The sequence below is a fragment of the Kaistia hirudinis genome (assembly GCF_014196455.1).
Taxonomy (GTDB): domain Bacteria; phylum Pseudomonadota; class Alphaproteobacteria; order Rhizobiales; family Kaistiaceae; genus Kaistia; species Kaistia hirudinis.
In genome coordinates, this window is the sequence record NZ_JACIDS010000004.1 from 335,590 (window position 1) to 358,077 (window position 22,488).

At 67.8% G+C, this 22,488-nt stretch carries 23 protein-coding genes; 16 read left to right on the plus strand and 7 right to left on the minus strand.

Features of this window, described 5'->3' with window-relative positions; genetic code table 11:
* Window positions 1–83 precede the first annotated feature (83 nt).
* Together GGR25_RS16270 and GGR25_RS16275 are read left to right on the plus strand one after the other, a co-directional pair.
* Window positions 84–944, plus strand: a complete 861-nt coding sequence (locus GGR25_RS16270) for a WecB/TagA/CpsF family glycosyltransferase (protein ID WP_246409859.1) — start codon at window positions 84–86, stop codon at window positions 942–944.
* Window positions 945–952: 8 nt separating this feature from the next.
* A complete protein-coding gene (locus tag GGR25_RS16275) occupies window positions 953–2,185 on the plus strand; it encodes a glycosyltransferase (protein WP_183399886.1) in 1,233 nt (410 codons plus the stop codon).
* Here the strand turns inward: GGR25_RS16275 and GGR25_RS16280 are convergent.
* Window positions 2,177–3,250, minus strand: coding sequence for a glycosyltransferase (locus GGR25_RS16280; RefSeq protein WP_183399887.1), 1,074 nt, complete (start codon window positions 3,248–3,250; stop codon window positions 2,177–2,179). The two genes, GGR25_RS16275 and GGR25_RS16280, sit on opposite strands and share 9 nt — an antisense overlap.
* 85 nt (window positions 3,251–3,335) lie before the next feature.
* On the opposite strand from GGR25_RS16280, the gene GGR25_RS16285 reads away from it, so the two are divergent.
* On the plus strand, window positions 3,336–4,793 hold the full coding sequence (locus tag GGR25_RS16285; RefSeq protein ID WP_183399888.1) for a glucosamine inositolphosphorylceramide transferase family protein: 1,458 nt from the start codon (window positions 3,336–3,338) through the stop codon (window positions 4,791–4,793).
* Window positions 4,794–4,796: 3 nt separating this feature from the next.
* On the opposite strand, the gene GGR25_RS16290 is transcribed toward GGR25_RS16285, so the two are convergent.
* The gene (locus tag GGR25_RS16290) at window positions 4,797–5,408 is read right to left on the minus strand and encodes an LbetaH domain-containing protein (RefSeq protein ID WP_183399889.1); all 612 of its coding nucleotides are present in this window, start codon (window positions 5,406–5,408) and stop codon (window positions 4,797–4,799) included.
* A gap of 191 nt (window positions 5,409–5,599) precedes the next feature.
* Between GGR25_RS16290 and phnC the strand changes: the two genes are divergently transcribed.
* From phnC to phnE (GGR25_RS16310), 4 genes are all read left to right on the plus strand, one after another.
* Window positions 5,600–6,409, plus strand: a complete 810-nt coding sequence (phnC, locus tag GGR25_RS16295) for a phosphonate ABC transporter ATP-binding protein (protein WP_183399890.1) — start codon at window positions 5,600–5,602, stop codon at window positions 6,407–6,409.
* Window positions 6,410–6,468: 59 nt separating this feature from the next.
* A complete protein-coding gene (gene phnD, locus GGR25_RS16300) occupies window positions 6,469–7,398 on the plus strand; it encodes a phosphonate ABC transporter substrate-binding protein (RefSeq protein WP_183399891.1) in 930 nt (309 codons plus the stop codon).
* A 70-nt stretch (window positions 7,399–7,468) separates the two neighbouring features.
* Complete coding sequence (phnE, locus tag GGR25_RS16305; protein ID WP_183399892.1) at window positions 7,469–8,353, plus strand: phosphonate ABC transporter, permease protein PhnE; 885 nt, start codon at window positions 7,469–7,471, stop codon at window positions 8,351–8,353.
* On the plus strand, window positions 8,350–9,240 hold the full coding sequence (gene phnE, locus GGR25_RS16310; protein ID WP_183399893.1) for a phosphonate ABC transporter, permease protein PhnE: 891 nt from the start codon (window positions 8,350–8,352) through the stop codon (window positions 9,238–9,240). The genes phnE (GGR25_RS16305) and phnE (GGR25_RS16310) overlap by 4 nt, the downstream gene beginning before the upstream one ends.
* 6 nt (window positions 9,241–9,246) lie before the next feature.
* On the opposite strand, the gene phnF is transcribed toward phnE (GGR25_RS16310), so the two are convergent.
* Window positions 9,247–10,017, minus strand: coding sequence for a phosphonate metabolism transcriptional regulator PhnF (gene phnF, locus GGR25_RS16315; RefSeq protein WP_246409860.1), 771 nt, complete (start codon window positions 10,015–10,017; stop codon window positions 9,247–9,249).
* Between the two features lie 79 nt (window positions 10,018–10,096).
* Here phnF and phnG point away from each other — a divergent pair, with 79 nt between their 5' ends.
* The 9 genes from phnG to phnN all read left to right on the plus strand — a co-directional run bounded on the left by phnG (window position 10,097) and on the right by phnN (window position 17,337).
* A complete protein-coding gene (gene phnG, locus GGR25_RS16320) occupies window positions 10,097–10,588 on the plus strand; it encodes a phosphonate C-P lyase system protein PhnG (RefSeq protein ID WP_281378626.1) in 492 nt (163 codons plus the stop codon).
* Window positions 10,588–11,187: a phosphonate C-P lyase system protein PhnH gene (gene phnH, locus GGR25_RS16325; RefSeq protein WP_183399895.1), complete on the plus strand. Its 600-nt coding sequence runs from the start codon at window positions 10,588–10,590 to the stop codon at window positions 11,185–11,187. The genes phnG and phnH overlap by 1 nt, the downstream gene beginning before the upstream one ends.
* Window position 11,188: 1 nt before the next feature.
* Window positions 11,189–12,295, plus strand: coding sequence for a carbon-phosphorus lyase complex subunit (locus GGR25_RS16330; protein WP_183399896.1), 1,107 nt, complete (start codon window positions 11,189–11,191; stop codon window positions 12,293–12,295).
* Window positions 12,296–12,399: 104 nt separating this feature from the next.
* On the plus strand, window positions 12,400–13,275 hold the full coding sequence (locus tag GGR25_RS16335) for an alpha-D-ribose 1-methylphosphonate 5-phosphate C-P-lyase PhnJ (protein ID WP_246409945.1): 876 nt from the start codon (window positions 12,400–12,402) through the stop codon (window positions 13,273–13,275).
* Window positions 13,272–13,901: a GNAT family N-acetyltransferase gene (locus GGR25_RS16340; RefSeq protein WP_183399898.1), complete on the plus strand. Its 630-nt coding sequence runs from the start codon at window positions 13,272–13,274 to the stop codon at window positions 13,899–13,901. The genes GGR25_RS16335 and GGR25_RS16340 overlap by 4 nt, the downstream gene beginning before the upstream one ends.
* Window positions 13,898–14,680, plus strand: coding sequence for a phosphonate C-P lyase system protein PhnK (gene phnK, locus GGR25_RS16345; protein WP_183399899.1), 783 nt, complete (start codon window positions 13,898–13,900; stop codon window positions 14,678–14,680). The genes GGR25_RS16340 and phnK overlap by 4 nt, the downstream gene beginning before the upstream one ends.
* 2 nt (window positions 14,681–14,682) lie before the next feature.
* Complete coding sequence (phnL, locus tag GGR25_RS16350) at window positions 14,683–15,390, plus strand: phosphonate C-P lyase system protein PhnL (protein WP_183399900.1); 708 nt, start codon at window positions 14,683–14,685, stop codon at window positions 15,388–15,390.
* Window positions 15,391–15,614: 224 nt separating this feature from the next.
* Window positions 15,615–16,766, plus strand: a complete 1,152-nt coding sequence (locus GGR25_RS16355; protein ID WP_183399901.1) for an alpha-D-ribose 1-methylphosphonate 5-triphosphate diphosphatase — start codon at window positions 15,615–15,617, stop codon at window positions 16,764–16,766.
* Window positions 16,767–16,776: 10 nt separating this feature from the next.
* Window positions 16,777–17,337: a phosphonate metabolism protein/1,5-bisphosphokinase (PRPP-forming) PhnN gene (gene phnN, locus GGR25_RS16360; RefSeq protein ID WP_183399902.1), complete on the plus strand. Its 561-nt coding sequence runs from the start codon at window positions 16,777–16,779 to the stop codon at window positions 17,335–17,337.
* 163 nt (window positions 17,338–17,500) lie between these two features.
* Here the strand turns inward: phnN and GGR25_RS16365 are convergent, their stop codons facing one another.
* The 4 genes from GGR25_RS16365 to GGR25_RS16380 all read right to left on the minus strand — a co-directional run bounded on the left by GGR25_RS16365 (window position 17,501) and on the right by GGR25_RS16380 (window position 22,242).
* Window positions 17,501–18,238, minus strand: a complete 738-nt coding sequence (locus GGR25_RS16365) for an SDR family oxidoreductase (protein ID WP_183399903.1) — start codon at window positions 18,236–18,238, stop codon at window positions 17,501–17,503.
* A gap of 462 nt (window positions 18,239–18,700) precedes the next feature.
* Window positions 18,701–19,549: a sugar phosphate isomerase/epimerase family protein gene (locus GGR25_RS16370; RefSeq protein ID WP_183399904.1), complete on the minus strand. Its 849-nt coding sequence runs from the start codon at window positions 19,547–19,549 to the stop codon at window positions 18,701–18,703.
* Window positions 19,550–19,866: 317 nt separating this feature from the next.
* Entirely contained in the window at window positions 19,867–21,003 is a 1,137-nt protein-coding gene (locus GGR25_RS16375) for a Gfo/Idh/MocA family protein (protein WP_183399905.1), read from the minus strand.
* A 195-nt stretch (window positions 21,004–21,198) separates the two neighbouring features.
* Entirely contained in the window at window positions 21,199–22,242 is a 1,044-nt protein-coding gene (locus GGR25_RS16380) for a TIM barrel protein (RefSeq protein ID WP_183399906.1), read from the minus strand.
* Window positions 22,243–22,488: the final 246 nt, after the last annotated feature.

Consider the following 22,488-nt stretch of genomic DNA (forward strand, 5'->3'; position numbering starts at 1 on the left):
ACGCAAGACACGGACAATTTTAATCTATTCTTGAATGCGCCGGCCTTCTGCGGTTCTTCGCTGGATGAAAGCGAGGGTCCGGGATGATGCCGAACAGAGCCTCCGAATTCGATCATGACGACGCGCGTTTCGATCTCGTGCGCATGGCCGAGGGCCGTCTCAACATACGCGATCAGGGCGAACTGATCGGGCGGATCGTCGACGACGCGGAAAATCGCCGCGGCGGTACCGTCTTCACGCTTAATCTCGATCATCTCGTCAAGCTGCGCGACCATCTGCGCTTTCGCGCCGCCTATCAGCGCGCGAGCTATGTGAGCGCCGATGGCGCGCCCGTCGTGGTGATGGCCAAGGATCTGATCGCCAAGGATCGCGGCGCGCCGATCGAGCGCGTCACGGGCGCGGATCTCGTCATTCCGCTCTGCAAGGCCGCGGCGGCGGCCCACATCCCCGTCTATTTCTTCGGCACGGCCGATTTCGTGCGCGATCGGGCGATCGAGCGCCTGGAGAAGGAGGCGCCGGGCCTCATCGTCGCGGGCGCGGAATCGCCGCCGCTCGGCTTCGATCCGGAAGGGGCTGCGGCGCAGCAGGCCGCCGGTGACATCGCGGCGTCGGGCGCGCGCATCTGCTTCGTGGCGCTCGGCGCGCCGAAGCAGGAGCTGTTCGCGAACCTCGCCGTGTGCCGGTCGGAGGGCGTGATCTTCGTGTGCATCGGCGCCGCGCTCGACTTCATCGCCGGGGCGACCCGCCGCGCGCCGCGGCTGTGGCAGCGCATCGGGATTGAATGGGTCTGGCGCCTGCTGCAGGAGCCGCGCCGGCTGATGAAGCGCTATGTCCGCTCGCTCAGCTATTATTTCCGCTACCGCCTCAAGGGCGGCGACGACCGGAGGCTCCGTGTCGACCGGCGGCGCAACCCGCATCACATCTCGCCGATCCGCGACCTCTGAGCGCCCCGATGGTCCATCGCCTGACCATGCTTCATCCGATCGATCCGCGCGGCTCCAAGGTCGGCGGGATCGAGACGCATGTGCGCCTCATGTATCAGCGCCATCCCGCCGATTTCTCCGTGCTGCTCGTCGGCGTCGACGAGCGCGGCGATCTCGAACTCGGCCGCCCGATCCGCATCCAGGCGGGCGAACGCCTGATCGATTTCCTGCCGGTGGCGCATATTCCCGACGCCGAGATCCATGGCGCCGCCCGCCGGCTGCATCAATCCGTGACGCTGCGCTTCGCGCTCGGCGCGCTGCGCCATCTCGGCACGATCCGCCGCCTCGGGGCGGGCGAGGCCGCGACGACCGAGCTGCAGCGCTTCGAGTTCGGGCTGATCGGCCGGCTGCTCGGCCGGCCCGTGGTGCAGATCGTCCATGGCGAGGGCAGCCGCAAGGACCGGATGGATTCGCTCATCCGGCGGTTCTGGTATCTGAACCTCGTCAATGAGCGGATCGCGCTGTCGCTCGCGAGCCGCATCGTCTGCGTGAACGACAACATCATCGAGCGGCTCAGCCGCATCGCGCCGCGCCTCGCCGCGAAGTCGGAAATGCTGACCGTCTCGGTCGATATGGACCGCTTCCGCGCGACGCCGTTCCCGCCGGCCGATGTCTTCCGCATCGTCTTCGCCGGGCGGCTCGACGCGTTCAAGGATCCGCCGCTCATGTTCGAGACGATGCGGCTGATCCATGCCGCGCTCGGCGGCCGGTTCGAGTTCCATTATGTCGGCACGAGCGATCCGCACCGCTATGCCGAGTTTGCCGCGATCGAGCCGTTCACGGTCCGGCACGGCTTCCAGGACGCGGCCGGCGTCGCCGCGATCATCGCGAACAGCCATGCCGGAATCCTCACCTCGTTCTTCGAGGGCATGCCCTGCTATCTGCTCGAGCTGATCGCGAGCGGGCGCCCCATCGGCGCGATCCGCCTGCCGCAATTCGATCCGCTCGTGGTCGCGGGCGAGAGCGGCTTCCTGATCGAGCGCGGCGCCGACCCGGCAACGTCAGCCAATCGGCTCGCCGCGGCGTTCATCGATCTGCACCGGGCGATTGCTGGAGGGCGGCTCGATCCCGAGGCGATCCGCCAGAAGGCGGTGCCCTATTCGACTTCGGTGCAGATGCCGCGCCTCTTCGAGCGCCATCGGAGGCTCGCCGCCGGGCCGACCAAGGGCGGCGCCGTCACGGCGGATGGCCGGCTAGCGTGAGCGGCTCTCGCTGACGACCGCATCGAGCAGCTTCGACCATTCGGCGAAGCTCGCCTCGGTCGAAAATGCCTGCGCCCGCTCGATCCGCGGCGCGGGATCACCGGGATCGGCCAGTGCCGCGTCGATTGCGGCCGCCATCGCCGCCGGATCGTCGATCGGGACGATGCGCCCGATGCCGCCCGCGAGGATCTCGCGCGGGCCGTCGCAATCGGTCGCGACGACCGGCAGACCGGCCGACAGCGCTTCGACCGCGACGAGGCTGAAGGCTTCCGAGCGGGAGGGGACGACGCAGAGCCGCGCCGACCGATAGAGCGCCGCCGGATCGATGAAGCCGACGAGCCGTGCGCGCTCCGAAAGGCCGAGCGCCGCGATCCGCGCCTGCAGCGCCGGACCCTCGCGGCCCGCACCGGCGATCGAGAGCGTCGCGCCGGCGTGACGGGACTTCGCGAAGGCATCGATCAGCACGTCGAAGCCCTTTTCGGGCGACAGGCGGCCGACGCCGACGACATGCGGCGCCCGCGCGGCGAGCGCCACGGCGCTGCCGATCGGGGGCTGGTGGCGGACGGGATTGTAGATCCGCACCGTCTTCGCGGGATCAGCGCCCCAGTCGTTGACCAGCGCGTCCCGCACGCCGTCCGAGACCGCGACGATACGGCGGGCCGCGCGGCCGAGCAGCGGCAGTCCGTACATCGCGGCCGCCGAGAGCTTGCCGGAGCGGTGCTCGACCAGCCCATGCACCGAGAAGACGAGCGGCGTGCGACGACTCGCGAGCAGACTGGCGAGCGTGAGCTTCAGCGTGTTGGCGGCGATCGCCGACAGCGCGACGTCCGGCTGCATCTGCCTTATGAGCCGCGCCAGTGCGCCGATCCCTTGGCGTGCGCCGGCACCGACGATCTCGATGCGCAGCGCCGCGCTCGGCGGCGTCGCCGGCTCGCCATAGGTGTCGAGCGCCAGCACGACCTCGTCGCCATTCTCGGCGAAAAGCGAGGCGAGCTGCGCCCAGACCGGCTCCGCGCCGCCGCCCGAGAGCGAGCGCGTGTAGAAGAGATACTTACGTTTCGCCAATAGGATCGTCCTTCGCGAACCGCAGGGCTCGGCGGCTCATATTGGCTGCGAGCCGTAAAGCCGACGCTAATCGAGGATGGGACGCATGCTGATCGAGGTCCGGCTCGACCCCGCCGCAGTGGAGCTCTGGCAGAGCCACCTCGTCGCGCGCGTCGCGGCCATGCCGGGGACAGGGGTGCGTGTCGTCGCGGCGCCGGGAACCGCGCGCACCCCGCGCGGGCTGGCGCGGCTCCTCGAACTGGAGCGGCTCATCTCCGGCGGCCGGCCCGGCGGCGCCTGCGAGAGCGTCGCGTTTGAGACTCTAAGGCCGTTTGCCACGGCGTCGGGCCTCGCGGATCTCATCCTCGACCTGACAGACGCGCCGGCCTCGGCGGCAACCGCCCCCTTGCTGCGCCTCGTCTGCGACGGTCTTCCCTTCGGTCCGGGTGCGGCCGATGCGGTGCTCGCGTCACGTAGTCCCGTGTTCGAGACGGTGCTGGATGATGGCGCAAGCGCTGCCGTTCTCTCGCGCTGGCACCCGGCCGTGGAGACGCCGCATCACGCTGCTGCTGCGCTCGACATGCTGGCGGGCCGGGCTGCCGACATGCTGGCGGTCGAGATCCGCCGCCTCGCCGCCGGCCGGCCTGTTGCGCTCGGTGCGGCCGAAAGGCCGGCCCATCAGAGTGGCTCGACGTCCGCCTTCTTTCTTCGCGCGCTGGAGACGCGCATTGCCGGCCGCCTCGCGCGCCTCCTCGGCCGCGCGCCGGATTGGCATGTCGCGCTCCGCCCGCGCCGTGGCGACGGCCTGCCGGCGCTCGGCCCCGAGGGGTTCCGCCGTCTCGCCGATGATGGCCGCCGCTTCTATGCCGATCCGTTCCTGTTCGAGCAGGGCGGCGAGACGTTCCTGTTCGTCGAGGAATATCCCTATGCGACCGGACGCGGCATTCTCTCGCTGAGCCGCCTCGCGGTGGACGGAACGCCGTCGCACCCCGTCCCGATCCTCGAAGGTCCCGACCATCTCTCCTATCCGTTCGTGTTCGAGGCGGAGGGGGCGATCTGGATGATCCCGGAGACCTCGGCCCGGCGGACGGTCGAGCTCTATCGCGCCGATCCGTTCCCGGAGCGCTGGACGTTCGCGGCGACCCTTATCGAGGGCGAGGACCTTGCCGATGCGACGCTGCTGCGGCGTGACGAAGGCTGGTGGCTGTTCGCCGCCGAGCGGGCGCGCTGGGCGTCGAGCTGGGACACGCTAGTGCTGTGGCGCGCGGATCGCCTGCAGGGGCCGTGGCGGCCGCATCCCGCCAATCCGGTGCTGGTCGACCTCACCGCCGCGCGACCCGGCGGGCGGATTCTCGATATCGGCGGCAAGCTCGTCCGTCCGGCACAGGATTGCGCCGGCGGCTATGGCGCGCGGCTCGCCTTCGCGGCAATCGAGCAACTCGACGAGACCGGATTCCAGCAGGCGGTACTGACGCGCGCCAAGCCCTTCGGCCGCAATAGCGGCCTGCACAGCTATGACCGGACGAACCGGTTCGAGGTGATCGACCTCTTCGGCCCGCGCTGAGCGTCAGCCCTCATATTTCTCCAGGAACGCCTCGGACGAGAGCGCGCGGAAATCCGGCAGTGCCGCGTGCAGGCGGTCATGGTTCCAGTCCCACCAGGCGAGCGCCTGCATCCGTTCCGCGACGGGCACGGCAAAGCGGCGGCGCATCGGCTTGGCGGGAACGCCGACGGCGATCTCGTAGGGCGCGACATCCTTGGTCACCACCGCGCCGGAGCCGAGGATCGCGCCGGTGCCGATCGTCACGCCGGGCATGACGACCACGCCGTGTCCGATCCAGACATCGTGCCCGATCGAAACGCCGTTCGAGCGGCGCCAGTCGAAGAAGGCGTCCTCATCCGCTTCGCCGTCGAAATAATACGAGGCGCGGTAGGTGAAGTGCGATTGCGAGGCGCGCCAGTGCGGGTGATTGCCGGGGTTGATGCGCACGAAGGCGGCGATCGAGCAGAACTTGCCGATCGATGTGTAGATCACGTCGCCATGCTCGGAGATGTAGGAATAATCGTCCATCTGCGTCTCGGCGAGCTTGGTGCCGGCGCCCACCTCGGTGTAGCAGCCGAGCCGGCAGTCGCGGATACGGGCGGTCGGATCGATGGACGGCTGCTCGCCGAGGCGCATGGATAGGCTCCGATGGATTCTTGATTTCCGTTGCAGGGTGGAGAATTCCCATGACAGATCGGTGACGAAGCCGGCGAATGAATATCGCCCTTGCTTCGCAGGTGGTTGTGGAGTCTTCCACAGGGGGGTGTTGCTGTCACAATAGATTTGCGTCGATCGCGCAGGATCTTCCAAACTCAGGAGGTCCGTGCATGCTCGTCCTTGACGGGGTGGATCGATATTACAACAACAAGGCCGCCGTCTCCGGCGTGAGCCTTTCAATTCCGAGCGGCAGCTTCGTCGGTGTGATCGGGCGCTCCGGTGCCGGCAAGTCGACCCTGCTCCGCATGATCAATCGCCTCGTCGATCCGACGGCGGGTTCGATCCGGTTCGACGATCTCGATGTCACGCGCTTGAACGGCCAGGCGCTGCGCGACTGGCGCGCCCGATGCGCCATGATCTTCCAGCAGTTCAATCTGGTCGGCCGTCTCGACGTGCTGACCAATGTGCTGATGGGCCGCCTCAACAAGGTCTCGACGCCGCGCGCGCTGATGCGGATGTGGAGCGAGGAGGACCGCGCCATCGCGCTGTCCGCGCTCGAGCAGTTCGACATCGCCAATCTCGCGGCGCAGCGCGCCGACAGCCTTTCGGGCGGACAGCAGCAGCGCGTCGCCATTGCGCGGGCGCTGGTGCAGGAGCCGGACGCGATCCTCGCCGACGAGCCGATCGCCTCGCTCGACCCGCGCAACACCAAGGTCGTGATGGATGCGCTGCTGCGCATCAACAAGCACTACGGCATCACGGTGCTGTGCAACCTGCATTCGCTCGATCTCGCCCGCAATTATTGCGACCGGCTGATCGGCATGTCGGCGGGGCGGCTCGTGTTCGACGGCGCGCCCGCGGCCCTCACCGATGATGTCGCGCGCGAACTCTACGGCCTCGAAGCCGGCGAGGTCATGGATCACGCGCCTGCCGCGCGTCCACAGGAAACGTCCGGCGAAGCGATCGCCGTGGCCGTCTGAATGCCCCGACGGGCATGCCAACCGGTGCGTCCCGCGCCGACAACGTCTGGAGAGATCTGATGCTGAACCGCCGTACCCTTATCGGTGCCGCCTTCGCCACGCTGGCGATCGCCGGCGCCGCCCATGCCGAGGACTGGAAGGCCCAGTATCCGGAGCTGACGCTCGCCGTCATCCCGGCCGAGAACGCCTCGACGACGACCGACCGCTACACGCCGCTGACGAACTATCTCTCGAAGGAACTCGGCGTTCCGGTCAAGCTGGCCGTGGCCACCGACTATGCCGCGGTCATCGAGGCGCAGCGCGCCGGCAATGCCCAGATCGGCTTCTACGGCCCGGCGTCCTATGCCCGCGCCGTGCTGACCGGCGTCGCCACCGAGCCGGTCGTCGTCTCGCGTCACTCGAACGGCGCGACCGGCTATTATTCGGTCATCTATACGCTCGCCAGCGGCCCGTATAAGTCGATCGACGACCTCAAGGGCAAGAGGCTCGCCCTGGTCGACCCGAATTCGACCTCGGGCAACAATGCGCCGCGCTACTTCCTGCATCGCGACGGCAAGGACGTCGACACGTTCTTCTCCGAGGCGATCTTCGCCGGCAGCCATGACAACGCCGTCCTCGCGCTGGCGCAGGGCACGGTCGACGCCGCCGCCAATTCCTGGAACTCGGAAAACGATTCCAACCTGACCCGCATGATCACCAAGGGCGTCCTCAAGGATGCCAATGGCAATCCGATGAAGAAGGAAGACTTCCGCATCGTCTTCAAGTCGGACTTCCTGCCGGAGGGCCCGTATTCGGTCCTCGCCTCGCTGCCGGCCGACCTCAAGAAGCAGATCACCGAGGCCTTCCTCGCCATGCCGAAGAAGGACAAGGCTGCCTTCGACGCGCTCTCCGACGGCAAGGACATCGAATTCGCCCCGACCTCGGCCAAGGATTACGAGCCGGTCGTCGATATGGTGAAGTTCAACGACGAGCAGCGCAAGAAGAGCTGAGCCGGTCGCGAAGACCAAGTCTCGGGGCGGCCTTGCGGCCGCCCTTCCTCTTCCTGCCGGAGCTCGACCCGTGGCGACCGCAGTCCCCGTTCTCCCCGCCGCCCAGGCCAAGGCACTCGCCGATGCCTATAAGGCGGCCGTCGCCGCGCGGCGCCAGCGCACGCTGCTGGTGCTCGCCATCATCGTCGTGCTCGTCTTCGTCAGCGCCCAGCTCGCCCATGTGCGTCCGCTGACGCTGATTGCGAATATCGGCAATTTCGGCGGCTTCATCGGCCGGACGATCCCGAAGATCTCCGCCGGCAATTTCTTCGGCGATATCGCCGAATGGTATTGGGCCTTCCCGAAATGGCTCGGCCTGCTCTGGCAGACGATCCTCATCGCCTATCTCGGGACGCTGATGGGGGCGGTCGTCGCCTTCCTGCTCTGCTTCCATGCCTCGGCCAATCTCGCGCGGAGCCGCTGGTCGCGCATCGCCGCGCGGCGCTTCCTCGAATTCTGCCGCACGGTTCCCGACATCGTCTTCGCGCTGATCTTCGTGATCGCCTTCGGCCTCGGCCCGATGGCCGGCGTGCTGGCGCTGTCGATCCATACGGCCGGCGCGCTCGGCAAGCTGTTCGCCGAAGTCGTCGAGAACATCGATATGAAGCCGGTCGAGGGCCTGTCGGCGGCCGGCGCGTCCTGGGTCCAGATCATCCGCTTCGCCGTGCTGCCGCAGGTTGCGCCGGGCTTTGCCTCCTATGCGCTGCTGCGCTTCGAGATCAATGTCCGCGGCGCCGGTGTCATGGGCTTCGTCGGGGCGGGCGGCATCGGCCAGGAGTTCCTCGTCGCGATCCGCAATTTCTACTACACGGACGTCTCGGCCATCCTTTTGATGATCATCGCGACGGTGATCCTGATCGACCTCGGCACCGAGCAGATCCGCCATCGCCTGATCAACCCGGAGGGCGTGAAATGAGCGGCGTACCGGCGATTTCCCAATCGGGGCGCGGTCGCCTCGCGGACGCGGCGCTGGCCGATCTGGATGCGCTGAAGCAGCGCCATGGCCGCCATTTCGGCGGTTCGCCGCGGCGGCGGCTGGCGGCGATCGGCATTCCGGCGCTGATCGTGTTCGGCGCCTTCTATGCCATGATCGAACTCAATTTCTCGCTGCAGCGCATCCTCGGCGGCCTGCACCGGCTCGGCCAGTTCGCCGTCCTGATGATCCCGCCGGAGCCGCAGGGGCGCTTCGTCGCCTTTTCGATCGCGCTCGGCGAGACGCTCGGCATCGCCTTCCTGGGCACGCTGATCGCAGCCTGCCTCGCCTTTCCGATTGCCTTTCTGGCGGCGCGGAACGTCATTCCCAACATCTTCGTGCATTTCGCCGTCCGGCGGACCTTCGACGTGATCCGCTCCGTCGATACGCTGATCTGGGCGCTGCTGTGGATCACCGTGGTCGGGCTCGGCCCGTTCGCCGGCGTGCTCGCCATCGCCTGCGCCGATTTCGGCGCGCTGGGCAAGCTCTTCTCCGAGGCGATCGAGGCGACCGACGGCAAGTCGCGCGAGGGCGTCACCGCGGCCGGCGGCAACAAGCTGGAACAGGTCCGCTTCGGCCTGGTGCCGGAGGTGCTGCCGGTCATCGCCAGCCAGGTGCTCTATTTCATCGAATCAAACACGCGCTCGGCAACGATCATCGGCATTGTCGGCGCGGGCGGTGTCGGCGCCTATCTGACTGAACTCATTCGTGTTCTGGAACTGAAGCAGGTTGCCTTCCTGATCCTGATGATCCTCGTCACCGTCGCCATCATCGACTTCATCTCGACGCGGCTGCGCCTCGCGATCATCGGCAAGGCGAAGGTCGTCTGAGGCGCCTCAGCTTTCGATCAGGATCTCGGTCCGGTCGGCGGAGAAGACGCCGCGGGTGAACTGGATCGGCACGCCATCGGCGTCGGCATTGACGCTGTCGATGGTGAGCAGGATCCGGCCGGGCGCCAGGTCGAGTCGGGCGGCCTCGTCGAGCGAAGCGGGGCGGGCGGAAATGCGCGTCTCCAGCCGGCGATAGTCAGAAACACCGCGCGATTCCAAGGCCTTGGTCATCGTGCCGCCGGCGAGATAGGCCGCGTCCAGCCCTGCGAAACGCGGCAGCGGGAAGAAGCCGGAGCCCATGGCGATCGGGGCGTCGTCGGCATAGCGGACCGTGTCGAGCCGGATGACCGGCGCGCCGAGCGGGATATGCAGCGCGGCGGCGACCAGCGCGTCGGCCGTGAGGACGGCACTGTCGATCAGCCGGCCGCCGGCTTCGCGGCCCGCGCGCGAGATGATCTCGGAAAAGCGCGTGCGCCGGCCGATCGGGTAGGGGATGGGGCGGGTCTCAACGAAGGTGCCGCGGCCCTGCGTCGCCCGGACGAGGCCGCGTTCGGCCAGCTCGGCGAGCGCGCGGCGAACCGTATGCCGATTGACGGAAAAGCGAGACGCCAGCTGGCTTTCCGTCGGCAACTGGGCCTCCGGCTGGAGGAGGCCGGCGCGGATTTCGGCGGCGACCTCGTCGGCGATCTGGCGCCAGGCGGCGATGCCGGTACCGCGGGTGACCGAGCCGCTGCCATCGGGGCGCGCCGTCATCAAATCGTCACTGGACTGTTTCATGCATTCATCTATACCACTAGACAACTCGAAGCGAAAGCCCGCCGCATCAAGGCGCCGGCACGGATCGCGGAGCCCGAGAATGACCTCTTCGATTTCCCACGCAGTCCGGCCCAAGACCGAGGGCTATCTCGTCCTGCGGCGGCAGGCCTTGATGGCGCTGCTGGCTGAAGCAACAAAAGACGAGATATGTCAGATTCTTAGCGACATCGGAGCGGGTGCACTCGCCGCCGCGGCCGTCGATCTTCGCCGGCCGGAGAGCGGGCTGGTGATGCTGCGCGGCCGGGCGGGCGGCGATGGCCGGGCCTTCAATCTCGGCGAGGCGACGGTGACGCGGGCGGCGATCCGGCTTCCCGACGGGCGGACCGGCTTTGCCTATCAACTTGGTCGGGACAGCGAGAAAGCGCGGATTTCCGCCATTCTGGACGCGCTCTGCCAGGGTGACGAGCACGTGGCGGTCGAGCGCGCCGCAAGGACGGTTCGGCAGCGGGTCGCCGCCGAGGCCGAGACAAAGGCCCGCCGCGTTGCCGCAACCAAGGTCGATTTCTTCACGATGGTGCGGGGAGAGGATTGATGTCCGCCGCTCTGGCAAGCTCCGGCCCCGCCGATCCGGTGATCGAGGCGCAGGCCGATTTTCGCAGTCTCATGAATGCCTTGGCGCGCCCCGGGACGATCGAGGCCTTCGCGCCGAAGCTCCTTCCGCCGGCGCCGCTGCCGGCCGGGATCGGGTCTCTGGCGCTGGCGCTCGCCGATCATGAGGCGCCGCTCTGGCTCGATCCGCAGCTCGCCGCCTCGGACGAGGTGTCGGCGTATCTCCGTTTCCATACCGGTGCGAAGATCGTCGCCGATCCTGCCGCGGCGACGTTCGCCCTCGTCGCCGATTTCGCCCGCATGCCGCCATTGGCGAATTTCGCGCTCGGCACGGACGAATATCCGGACCGTTCGACGACGATCATCGCGGCGGTCGACGCGATCGAGGCGGATGGACCGCTCGAACTCGCCGGTCCCGGCATCGCGACGACGGCGCGAATCGGCATCGCGCCCTGGCGTGACGGCCTGACGGCGGAGCTCGCTGCGAACCGGGCCCTCTTTCCCCGCGGCGTCGATCTGGTGCTGGTGGCGCCTCGCCGTCTCGCCGCACTCCCCCGTACCACCCGGGTCAGGGAGGTCTGACATGTATGTTGCGGTAAAGGGCGGCGAGGCCGCGATCGACAATGCCCATGCGCTGCTGGCGCATGAACGGCGCGGTCCCGAGGACGTGGCCGAGATCGCGCCGCGCCAGATCGAGACGCAATTGAAGCTCGCCGTCGATCGCGTGATGGCTGAGGGCTCGCTCTACGACCCGAAGCTTGCGGCGCTGGCGATCAAGCAGGCGCGGGGCGATCTGATCGAGGCGATCTTCCTGGTGCGCGCCTATCGCACCACGCTGCCGCGCTTCGGCGCCTCGGAGCCGCTGGACACTGCCCGGATGGCGATCGAGCGGCGGATCTCGGCGACCTTCAAGGATCTGCCGGGCGGGCAGGTGCTCGGGCCGACCTTCGACTACACGCACCGCCTGATCGACTTCCTGCTGGAGGCCGGCGCCGAACTGCCGCTGCCGGCCGAGGTCGAGGCGGCGCACGAGGCGACGCCGCGTGTCACCGACTTGCTCGACGACGAAGGCCTGATCGAGCGCGACGTTCCGGACGATATGGCTGACGTCGGCGACCTGACGCGGGCGCCGCTCGACTTCCCCGCCGATCGCGATTTGCGCCTGCAGGCGCTCGCGCGCGGCGACGAGGGCTTCCTGCTGGCGCTCGGCTATTCGACGCAGCGCGGCTATGGCCGCACGCATCCCTTCGTCGGCGAAATAAGGTTCGGCGCCGTCACGGCGGAGTATGTGCCGGAGGAGCTCGGCTTCGCCGTGCCGCTCGGCTCCGTCGCGGTGACGGAGTGCCAGATGGTCAATCAGTTCCATGGCTCGGCGGACGTGCCGCCGCAGTTCACCCGCGGCTATGGCCTCGTCTTCGGCCAGAGCGAGCGCAAGGCGATGTCGATGTCGCTGGTCGACCGGGCGCTCCGGACGCGCGAGTTCGGCGAGGATGTCGTCGCCCCGGCGCAGGACGAGGAATTCGTGCTGTCGCATTGCGACAATGTCCAGGCGACCGGCTTCGTCGAGCATCTGAAGCTGCCGCACTATGTCGATTTCCAGGCCGAGCTCGGCCTGGTGCGCAAAATGCGCGCCGAGCATGCCGCACGCCGGCAAGGGACGGACAGCGAACTGAAGGAGGCGGCGGAATGAGTGCTGCGCTCACAGCTACCGATCGTTCTTCCCCCACCCAACACAAGGGGGGAGAGGGCAGCACCGGCTACAACTTCGCCTATCTCGACGAGCAGACGAAGCGGATGATCCGGCGCGCGGTCCTGAAGGCGATCGCCATCCCCGGCTATCAGGTTCCCTTCGCCAGCCGCGAAATGCCGATGCCCTATGGCTGGGGCACGGGCGGCGTGCAGGTGACGGCGGCGATCATCGGGCCGCAGGACGTGCTGAAGGTCATCGACCAGGGCTCTGACGACACGACCAACGCCGTCTCGATCCGCAAGTTCTTCGCCAAGACCGCCGGCGTCGAGACGACGACGAAGACCGCCGACGCGACGATCATCCAGACGCGCCACCGCATCCCCGAGCGCACGCTGACAAGCGACCAGGTGCTCGTCTATCAGGTGCCGATCCCCGAGCCGCTGCGCTATCTCGAGCCGCGCGAGACCGAGACGCGCAAGCTGCATGCGCTGGCCGATTACGGCCTCATGCATGTGAAGCTCTATGAGGACATCGCCCGCCACGGCCACATCGCGACGACCTATGCCTATCCGGTTGAGGTCGCCGGCCGCTATGTGATGGATCCTTCGCCGACGCCGAAATTCGACAATCCCAAGATGGATGATTGCGCGGCGCTGCAGCTCTTCGGCGCCGGGCGCGAGAAGCGCATCTATGCGGTGCCGCCGCATACCAAGGTGCGCAGCCTCGATTTCGAGGATCATCCCTTCGCGGTCCAGACCTTCGACAAGCCTTGCGCGCTCTGCGGTGCCACCGGCGTCTATCTCGACGAAGTCGTGCTCGACGATGCCGGCGGGCGCATGTTCGTGTGCTCCGACAGTGATTTCTGCGAGGAGCGCCGCGCGGACGGCCATGTCGGCGCGATGCTGGCCCTTCCTTCTTCCTCCCCCGCAAGGGGCGAGGGCGTTGCGGCCGTGCCCGTCACCGAGGGGAGCGGAACTTGAGCGATCTTACGCTCCGCGCCATCACCGAGGCCGATCTGCCGGCGCTCATCGCGCTCTATGCGCAGCCGAGCTTCAACAAGGGCCGCGTGATCACGCTCGACGCGGCGAAGGCGATCTTCGCGCGCTTCGCGGCCTATCCCGACTACGCGATCTATTTCGCGGAAGCGGACGGCGAGACCGTCGGCACCTTTGCGCTGATGATCATCGACAACATCGCCCATTGGGGCACGCCCACGGCGATGATCGAGAATGTCGTGATCCGCGAGGGGCTGCAGGGGCGGGGCCTCGGCAGCGCGATGATGAACGCCGCCTGCGCACTGGCGCAGGCAAAGGGCGCCTATAAGGCGACGCTTTCCTCCAACCTCGCCAATGAGCGCGGCCACGCCTTCTATGAAGCCCTCGGCTTCGAGAAGCACGGCTTCAGCTTCCGGCTGGAGCTCGGCGAGGGCGCCTCTCCTTCCTCCTCCCTCTCCCGTGCAACGGGAGAGGGCCGGGGTGAGGGGCTTCCTTCCCTTGCTTCTTTCGATCCGTCTGTAGCCTGCCAGCAAGACCCTCACCCGACCTCTCCCGCAAGCGGGAGAGGGGAAGGGGCAGTCCCTTCTCTCATCGACGGTGCAGCATCATGACCCCGGCCGATCTCCCGCTTCTCTCCGCCCGCGCCCTCACCAAGCATTACGGGCCGCGGCTCGGCTGCGCCGATGTGACCTTCGATCTCTACGAGGGCGAGGTGCTGGCCGTGGTCGGCGAGTCCGGCTCCGGCAAGTCGACGCTGCTCTCGCTGCTCGCCACCGAGCTCGATCCGACCGCCGGCAGCGTCGGCTATCGCATGCGCGATGGCGTGACGCGGAACCTGTTCACGCTCAGCGAGGCGGAGCGGCGCTTCCTGCTGCGGACCGACTGGGGCTTCGTGCGGCAGGATGCGCGCGACGGTCTGCGCATGGGCGTTTCCGCCGGCGGCAATGTCGGCGAGCGGCTGATGGCCGTCGGCGCGCGCCATTACGGCAAGATCCGCGACACCGCGTCGGATTGGCTCGGCCGCGTCGAGATCGATCCCTCGCGCATCGACGACATGCCGAAGAGCTTTTCCGGCGGCATGCGCCAGCGCCTGCAGATCGCGCGCAACCTCGTCACCCATCCGCGCCTCGTCTTCATGGACGAGCCGACCTCCGGCCTCGACGTCTCCGTGCAGGCGCGCCTGCTCGACCTGATCCGCGGCCTCGTCAGCGAGCTCGGCCTCGCCGTGATCATCGTGACGCACGACCTCGCCGTGGCGCGGCTGCTGTCGCATCGCATCATGGTGATGCGGCAAGGGCGGGTGATCGAGACCGGCCTGACCGATCAGGTGCTCGACGATCCGCGCGAGGCCTATACGCAGCTTCTCGTCTCCTCCGTCCTGGCGGCCTGACCATGACCCAACACAGCGTCATCCTCGAAGGCGTGTCGAAATCCTTCACGCTGCATCTGCGCGACGGCCTCCGGATCGGCGTCGTCGACAATGTCTCCTTCGCCGTCTCGCCCGGCGAATGCGTGGTGCTCGGCGGCCCGTCCGGCGCCGGCAAATCGTCGATCCTCAAGATGATCTATGGCAATTATCGCTGCGAGGCGGGCCGCATCCTCGTGCGCGATGGCGCGGAATTCGTCGATGTCGCGACCGCCGAGCCGCGGCGCGTGCTGGCGCTCCGCGCCTCCGTCATGGGCTATGTCAGCCAGTTCCTGCGCGTGATCCCGCGCGTCTCCACGCTCGATATCGTCGCGGGCGCCGCCCAGTCCGACGGGGTCGGCGAGTGCGAGGCCTGGAGCCGCGCCGAGCGGCTGCTGACGTTGCTCAACGTGCCCGAGCGGCTCTGGTCGCTGCCGCCGGCGACCTTTTCCGGCGGCGAGCAGCAGCGCGTCAACATCGCCCGCGGCCTCGCCGCCGAGCGGCCGGTGCTGCTGCTCGACGAGCCGACCGCCTCGCTGGACGCGGCGAACCGCGCCGTCGTCGTGCGGCTCATTGAAGAGAAGAAGGCGGCCGGCGCCGCGGTGATCGGCATCTTCCACGACGAGGATGTGCGTGATCGCGTCGCCGACCGGATCGTTGACGTGACCCGCTTCGCCACGGAAAAGGCGGCATAATGAGTGCGGCGGGGCCGACGCTCTCCTTGAGCCTCCCCCTTGAGGGGAGGCCGAAAACGCCTCGGCGTTTTCGGGAGGGGGTCATGGTCTCGCCATGGCTGTGAGATTAGAAGAGCAGACGTGACCCCTCCCCAAAACCGCTTCGCGGTTTTGACCCTCCCTCAAGGGGAGGGTTCAAGGGGAGGATCCCGTCGGCTCAAGCTGAATTGGAAAGACCGGCTCCGATGATCGACCCGCGCGACTATGTCCTCTCCAACGCCACGCTCGTGCTGCCCGACCGCGTCGTCGAAGCGGGCTGGGTGGCCGTCGCCGACGGCGTGATCGCCGAGATCGGGGAGGGCGCTGCGCCCGAGACGGGCATCGACCTTGCCGGCGACTATCTGATTCCGGGCCTGGTCGAACTGCACACCGACCATCTCGAGGCGCATTTCGCGCCGCGCCCGCATGTGCGCTGGCATCCGCTCGCCTCGGTCATGGCCTATGACGCGCAGATCGCCGCTGCCGGCATCACGACGGTGTTCGATTCGCTCCGCGCCGGCTCCGACGCTGATTCCGCGTCGATCGGCGAGGATCTGATCAAGCTCGCCGAGGCGCTGGACGAGGCGAAGAGCGCGGGGCATCTGCGCGTCGATCACCGCACGCATCTGCGCTGCGAGATCGCCTGCGAGGACGTGATCGAGCAGGTCGAGGATTTCTCGCACCGCTTCCCGATCCACATGATGTCGCTGATGGATCACACGCCCGGCCAGCGCCAGTTCTCCGACCTCGAGACCTGGCGGCGCTTCTATATGCGCCGCAAGCCGATGAGCGAGGAGGATGCGGATCGCTTCATCCGCCAGCGGCTGGAACTGCACGCGACCCATGCCGCGCCGAACCGGCGCCGGCTGATCGATATCGCCGGCGGTGTCGGCGCGGTTCTGGCGAGCCATGACGACGCGACGGCGGCGCATGCGGCCGAGGCGGTCGAGAACGGCGTCGCGATCGGCGAGTTCCCGACCACGCTCGAGGCCGCCGAGGCACTGCATGGCGCCGGCATCGGCGTGATGATGGGCGGACCGAACGTCGTGCGCGGCGGCTCGCATTCCGGCAACATCGCGGCCGAGCAACTGGCACGGGCCGGCGTGCTCGACATCCTCTCCTCGGACTATGTGCCGGCGAGCCTGCTGATGTCGGCCTTCCAGCTGCCGCAGCGGGCGCCGAACATCGATCTGCCGACGGCGATCCGCACGGTGACGCTGACCCCAGCCGAGGCGACGGGGCTCGGCGACCGCGGCGCGATCGCGCCCGGGCTGCGCGCCGATCTCGTCCGCGTGCACCTCGCGGGCGAGACGCCGATCGTGCGCCAGGTCTGGCGCCAGGGCCGCCGCGTTTCGTGAGGATGGCGTCATGGCCGGAGCCTTCGTCGCAATCGTCGGGCCGAGCGGCGCCGGCAAGGACACGCTGATCGCGCATGCGCGGGCAGCGCTCGCCGGCGATCCGGCGTTCCTGTTCGTGCGCCGCATGGTGACGCGCGGGGCCAACGCCTTCGAGGATCACGACACGATCGACGAGGCGACCTTCGCGGCCGGCCACGCCAGCGACGGCTTCGCGCTCTCCTGGCGCGCGCATGGGCTCGGCTATGCGCTGCCCGCCACGACGCGCGACGCCGTGGAGGCGGGAACCGTCGCCATCTGCAACCTGTCGCGCGGCGTGCTCGCCGAGGCGCGGCGCCGTTTCCCGCGCGTCGTCGTCGTCTTCGTCACCGCGCCGCCGGAGCTGATCGCCGGGCGCCTCGCCGCGCGCGGGCGCGAGAGCGAGGCGGCGATCCGCGAGCGGCTGGCGCGCGAGGCCGCGTTCTGCGATCCGGTCGGCGCGGATTTGACCGTGATGAACGACCGCCCGGTCGAGGTCACGAGCGGCGAGCTGATCACTTTCCTGAGCAGGCTCAAGGAAGCGCAGGACGCTTGAGATCCTACACCTTCTCCCTCTCCCGCAGCGCGGGAGAGGGCCGGGGTGAGGGGCTTTCTTTCTGCTTCGTTCCGCACCCGCCGTCGGCCTCGGCAAGGAAGACCCTCACCCGACCTCTCCCGCGAGCGGGAGAGGGGAAGAAAAGGCAGAGCCGGCCTGACGTTCAGGCCAATGTGCGCCCGCCATTCACCGCGATGGTCTGGCCGGTGATGAAATCGGCGGCCGGCGAGGCGAGAAAGACGATCGTCCCGGCGAGATCCTCCGGCTTGCCCTGGTAGCCGAGCGGGACGAGGCGGCGATAGGCCTCGCGCTCGTCCTCGGTGACATCGGCATGGCGCGCGACGGGGATGAAGCCGGGCGCGACGAGGTTCACCGTGATGCCGAAGGGCCCGAGCTCGGTCGCGAAGGAGCGCGTCAGCCCGACCATGGCGGCCTTGGCGCCGACATAGTGGGCGAATTCCGGATTGCCCATATCGACCACTTCCGAGCCGATATTGATCACCTTGCCGGAGCGGCGCGCCTTCCAGGCCGGCAGCACCTCCTGCAGGATCAGAAGCGGCGCCTTCACGAAGAAGCGAAGCTGGTCGAGATGATCGTCCCAGCTCTGCGCCTCGATCGCGATGAAGGGCTGCGGGCCGGTGGCGTTGTTGACGATCACGTCGAGCGGCCCGAGCTTGCCCTCGATCTCGTGGATGCCGTGGCGCACGCTGGCCTTGTCGGTCACGTCGAACTTGAAGGCAGCCGCCTTGCCGCCGGCCGCCTGGATCGCATCGACCACGGCGGCCGCGCCGGCATCGTCATGGGCATAATTGACCGCAACGCTCCATCCCGCCGCGCCGAGCGCCTTCGCCATCGCCGCGCCCAGGCTGCGCGACGCGCCGGTGACCAGAACCACACCCATCTCGATCCTCCCTCAAGCCGCCCACGCAATCCGCCGGCGATCGTTGCAGCCAGCGAAGCATATTCGGGGCACCTTGTCGTGGGGGATGGGGAGTTGCTGCGCATGTCCCCTCTCCCGCGGAGCGGGGGAGGGCCAGGGAGGGGGCTGACAGCTGTACCGGCAAAGTCTCGCGTTCTTGCACCCTCCCCTTGAGGGAGGGTCAAAACCGCAAAGCGGTTTTGGGGAGGGGTCGCGGCCCCTCCGCAAGACACCGGCGGTGCGGACCATCACGGGGCGCGCCTCGCCAAGACCGCAAAGTGTTCCGGAGAGGGTGTTCGGGGCGACGTCGAGGCGCTCTCCCGTCCAGCCTTATCCTTCGACAGACAGGCAGAACGCTTCGGCGCCGCCGAAGCTAGCCCCTCCCCGAAAACGCCAAGAGCGTTTTCGGCCCTCCCTCAAGGGGAGGGCTCAAGAGAAGTCCCCTCACGCCCGCTCCCACCCCTCCTTCATGAGCCTGATCGCCCCGAGATACACATCCTCCGGCTTTTCAAACAGCGGGCGCCAGACGCGGGTGGCGGCGGCGAGGTCGGGGAGGGCGGAGCCGAAGGCTTCGACGGTCATCCAGCCGTCATAGCCGACCTCTTTCAGCGCCTTGAACACGGCGGCGAAATCGATCGGGCCGGTGCCCGGCGTGCCGCGGTCGTTCTCGGAGATGTGGACGTGGTTGATCGCGCTATGTGTCGCGTGGATGGCGCGGGGCTGGTTCTTCTCTTCGATGTTGAAGTGGAAGGTGTCGTAGAGATAGCCGTAATTCGGCTCGTCGACCGCCTCGACCAGCGCCTTGGCGGCGCCGGCCGTGTTGAGGAAATAGCATTCGAAGCGGTTGAGCGGCTCGACCGAGATCGCGACGCCCTGCTTCGCCGCATAGCGCGCGGCTTCCTTCGAAACCTCGGCGCAGCGCCGGCGTTCGTCCGCCGTCGGGCCGCGGCCGGTGAATTCGCCGAGCGGCTGGTGCAGCGGTCCTGCGACCATGTCGCCGCCGAGCGCGGCGGTGCAATCGCTCAGCCATTGCAGATGCGCCAGTGCGCCGGCCCGCTCAGTGGGATCGGCCGAGACCGCGCTCCTGCCGCCGCCCGGCATGATGCCGATGCCGTTGCCTTCGAGCCCCGCCGCGCGGATCCGCCGGCCGAGCGTTTCGAAATGCTCCGGCGTTCCCTCGAACATCGGCACCTCGACGCCGTCATAGCCGGCGGCCTTCAGCTGATCGAGGATCGGCCAATGTTCCTCGCGCACATGGGTGGTCCACAGCAGCAGGTTGAAGCCGAATTTCATGAGGGGGTCCTCCCGGACGTCTCGTTGAATGGAGGCGCGGCGGTGCGTGCTGCCGCCTGTTGTTTGTGTGGGCCTTTGCCGGGGGGCGCGCGCGACGGGAGACACTGTCTCCGTCGCTCCCCCCATTTTCCGTCATCCCGTGCGCGACACGGGATCCAGACAGCCGAGGCGCGTGACGCCTGAACGCCTCTGGCTGAATGGATCCCGGCTTTCGCCGGGATGACGGCGGAGCGTGGAGCGACGCCGGCCCCTTGGGACGGGGCAGGAAGAGGCTCGGCGAGGCGACGCGACGGAAGCGTCCGCCGAACCCGCCCCCCTTACCCCAGCTCGACCCACTGGCCCGTCTCGCCCGAGGCGATGATCGCGTCGCAGACCTTGGCGGTTTCCAGCGCGTCGCGGAAGGTCGGCGCGGCCGGCTTGCCGGTGGCGAGGCCTTCGAGGAAATCGGCGACCTGATGCACGAAGGAGTGCTCATAGCCGATGATGAGGCCGGGGACCCACCATTTGCCGAGATAGGGGTGGTCGCCGTCGGTGACGAGGATGGAGGACCAGCCGCGGAGCTCGCCCGGCGTCCGGTGATCGAACCAGGAGAGGCGGTTCAGATCATGCAGGTCCCAGGCGAAGGAGCCCTTTTCGCCATTGATCTCCAGCGTATAGGCCGCCTTGTGGCCGCGGGCATAGCGGGTGGACTCGAAGGTGCCGAGCGAGCCGTTCTCGAAGCGCGTCAGCACGGCGGCGGCATCGTCGATGCCGACCTTCTTCGTCGCGCCGGTCAGCGCATCCTTGCGTTCCTTGACGAAGGTCTCGGTCATGGCGGTGAGGCTCGCGATCGAGCCGTTCAGCCAGATGGCGGTGTCGAGGCAGTGGGCGAGCAGGTCGCCGGTGACGCCGGAGCCGGCCGCATCGACATCGAGGCGCCAGGTGCCGGGGCCGCCCTGCGGCACGTCGGGCGAGATCGTCCAGTCCTGCAGGAACTTGGCGCGATAGTGATAGACGCGGCCGAGCATGCCGCGCTCGATCATGGTCTTGATCAGCATGACCGCCGGGATGCGGCGGTAATTGTACCAGACCATATTGGCGACGCCGGCCCTCTCGACCGCCTCGACCATCGGCAGGCCTTCGGCCGCGGTGCGGGCCAGCGGTTTCTCGCAGGTGATCATCTTGCCGGCCGCCGCGGCCGCGATCGCGATCTCGGCGTGGGAATCATTCGGCGTGCAGATGTCGATCACGTCGATGTCCGGCCGCTCGATCAGCCGCCGCCAGTCGCTCTCGACGCTCTCATAGCCCCAGCGATCGGCGAACTCCATCGCCTTGCCGGTGTTGCGCGCGGCGACGGCCTTGAGCACCGGCCGATAGCCCGTGTCGAAGAAGTTCGACACCTTGCTCCAGGCATTGGAATGGGCGCGGGCCATGAAGCCATAGCCGACCATGCCCACATTCAGCGTCTTGGTCATGTTTCCTCCCGGGATCCGTGCGCCGCTTCAGCGGCTGCATTCTCTGTGATGGCGTCATCCCGGGCTTGACCCGGGATCCATGCAGCCGAGGCGTCAGGCGATGCGGCGTCTCAGGCTGAACGGATCCCGGCCTTCGCCGGGATGACGGCGGTGGAGCGTGAAGGCCGTCGACCTCCCCTCGGGGAGAGGCGGCGCCTATTCGCTCCAGCCGTGCGCCTCGCGCACCTTGATCATCGCGCCCAGCACCTTGTTCCAGGTGTCCTGGCTCTCCATGACGCTGTTGGGGAACATGCAGCCGTCCCAGCAGATGTGACGCATGCGCTTGGTCAGATTGCCGTCGCGGTCGCGCAGCCAGTAGCCGGCATGCTTGGCGATATCGAGCCGGCCGTTCGGGTCGTCGACCTGGCAGTGGCGGCCGGTCTTCTCATGATCGCCCGAGCCGAAGACGGTGCCGTCATTCTGTGCGACGTGGAAATCCATGGTCCAGGGGCGGAGCGCGTCGGCGACCTTGCGATAGGCAGCGTCGAGCGTCGCCTTGTCGGCCCAGTCATAGTCCTTCGGCAGGATGCGGTCGTTCTCCGCATTGTAGCCGAGCGTATAGAGCATCGAATGGGCCATGTCGGCCTGGTAGCCGACCACGCCGGGACGCCCGACCATTTCGAGCAGCTTGACCATCTCGCGCCAGGAATGCATGCCGCCCCAGCAGATCTCGCCCTCGGCGACGAGGAACTCGTCATAGTCCTCGGCGATATCGGCGGCCTCCGAAAAGGTCTGCGCGATCAGCTTGGTATTGCCCTCGGGATTCTTGTCCCAGGCCTCGACGCCGACGGAGGAATCGATGCGGATGCCGCCGGTCGGGCGGATGCCGAGGTCGCGCATCTGCTGGCCGATCGCGCAGGCCTTGCGCACCTGCTCGACGAAGCGCTTCCGATCCTCGGCCGAGCCCATGGCCGAGCCGCCGCCGGCCCCGCCCCAGATCGGCGCCACGAAGGAGCCGACCTTGAGGCCATAGGAGGCGATGTGATCGCTCATGCGCTTCACGGCGTCCTTGTCGCTGTCGATGTCGAAATGCGGCGCGGTGATGAAGAGATCGATCCCGTCGAACTTCACGCCGTCGACCTCGGCATTGGCGGTGAGGCGCAGCAGCGTGTCGAGCGCGATGATCGGCTCGCTGTCGCCGCCCTTGCCGACCACGCCCGGCCAGGCCGCATTGTGCAGCTTGGGATAGTTGTTGGCCATTCGATCCTCCCAGATCGTCTTGCTGGAGCTTCAGCTCCATTGTCGTTTCACAGTCAAACGTGGCATGCCTGCCTTACAAATTCCAGCGTGTCGGCGCGGCAACCTTCGCCTGAGCCCTCCGCTCGAGAGTTCCTTCGCAAAAGGAGCGCCGTGCCGCTGCCGAGGATGCTCCGATCCCCACCCCCATTCTCCGTCATCCCGGCGGAAGCCGGGATCCATTCAGCCTGAGGCGCCTCATCGCCTGAC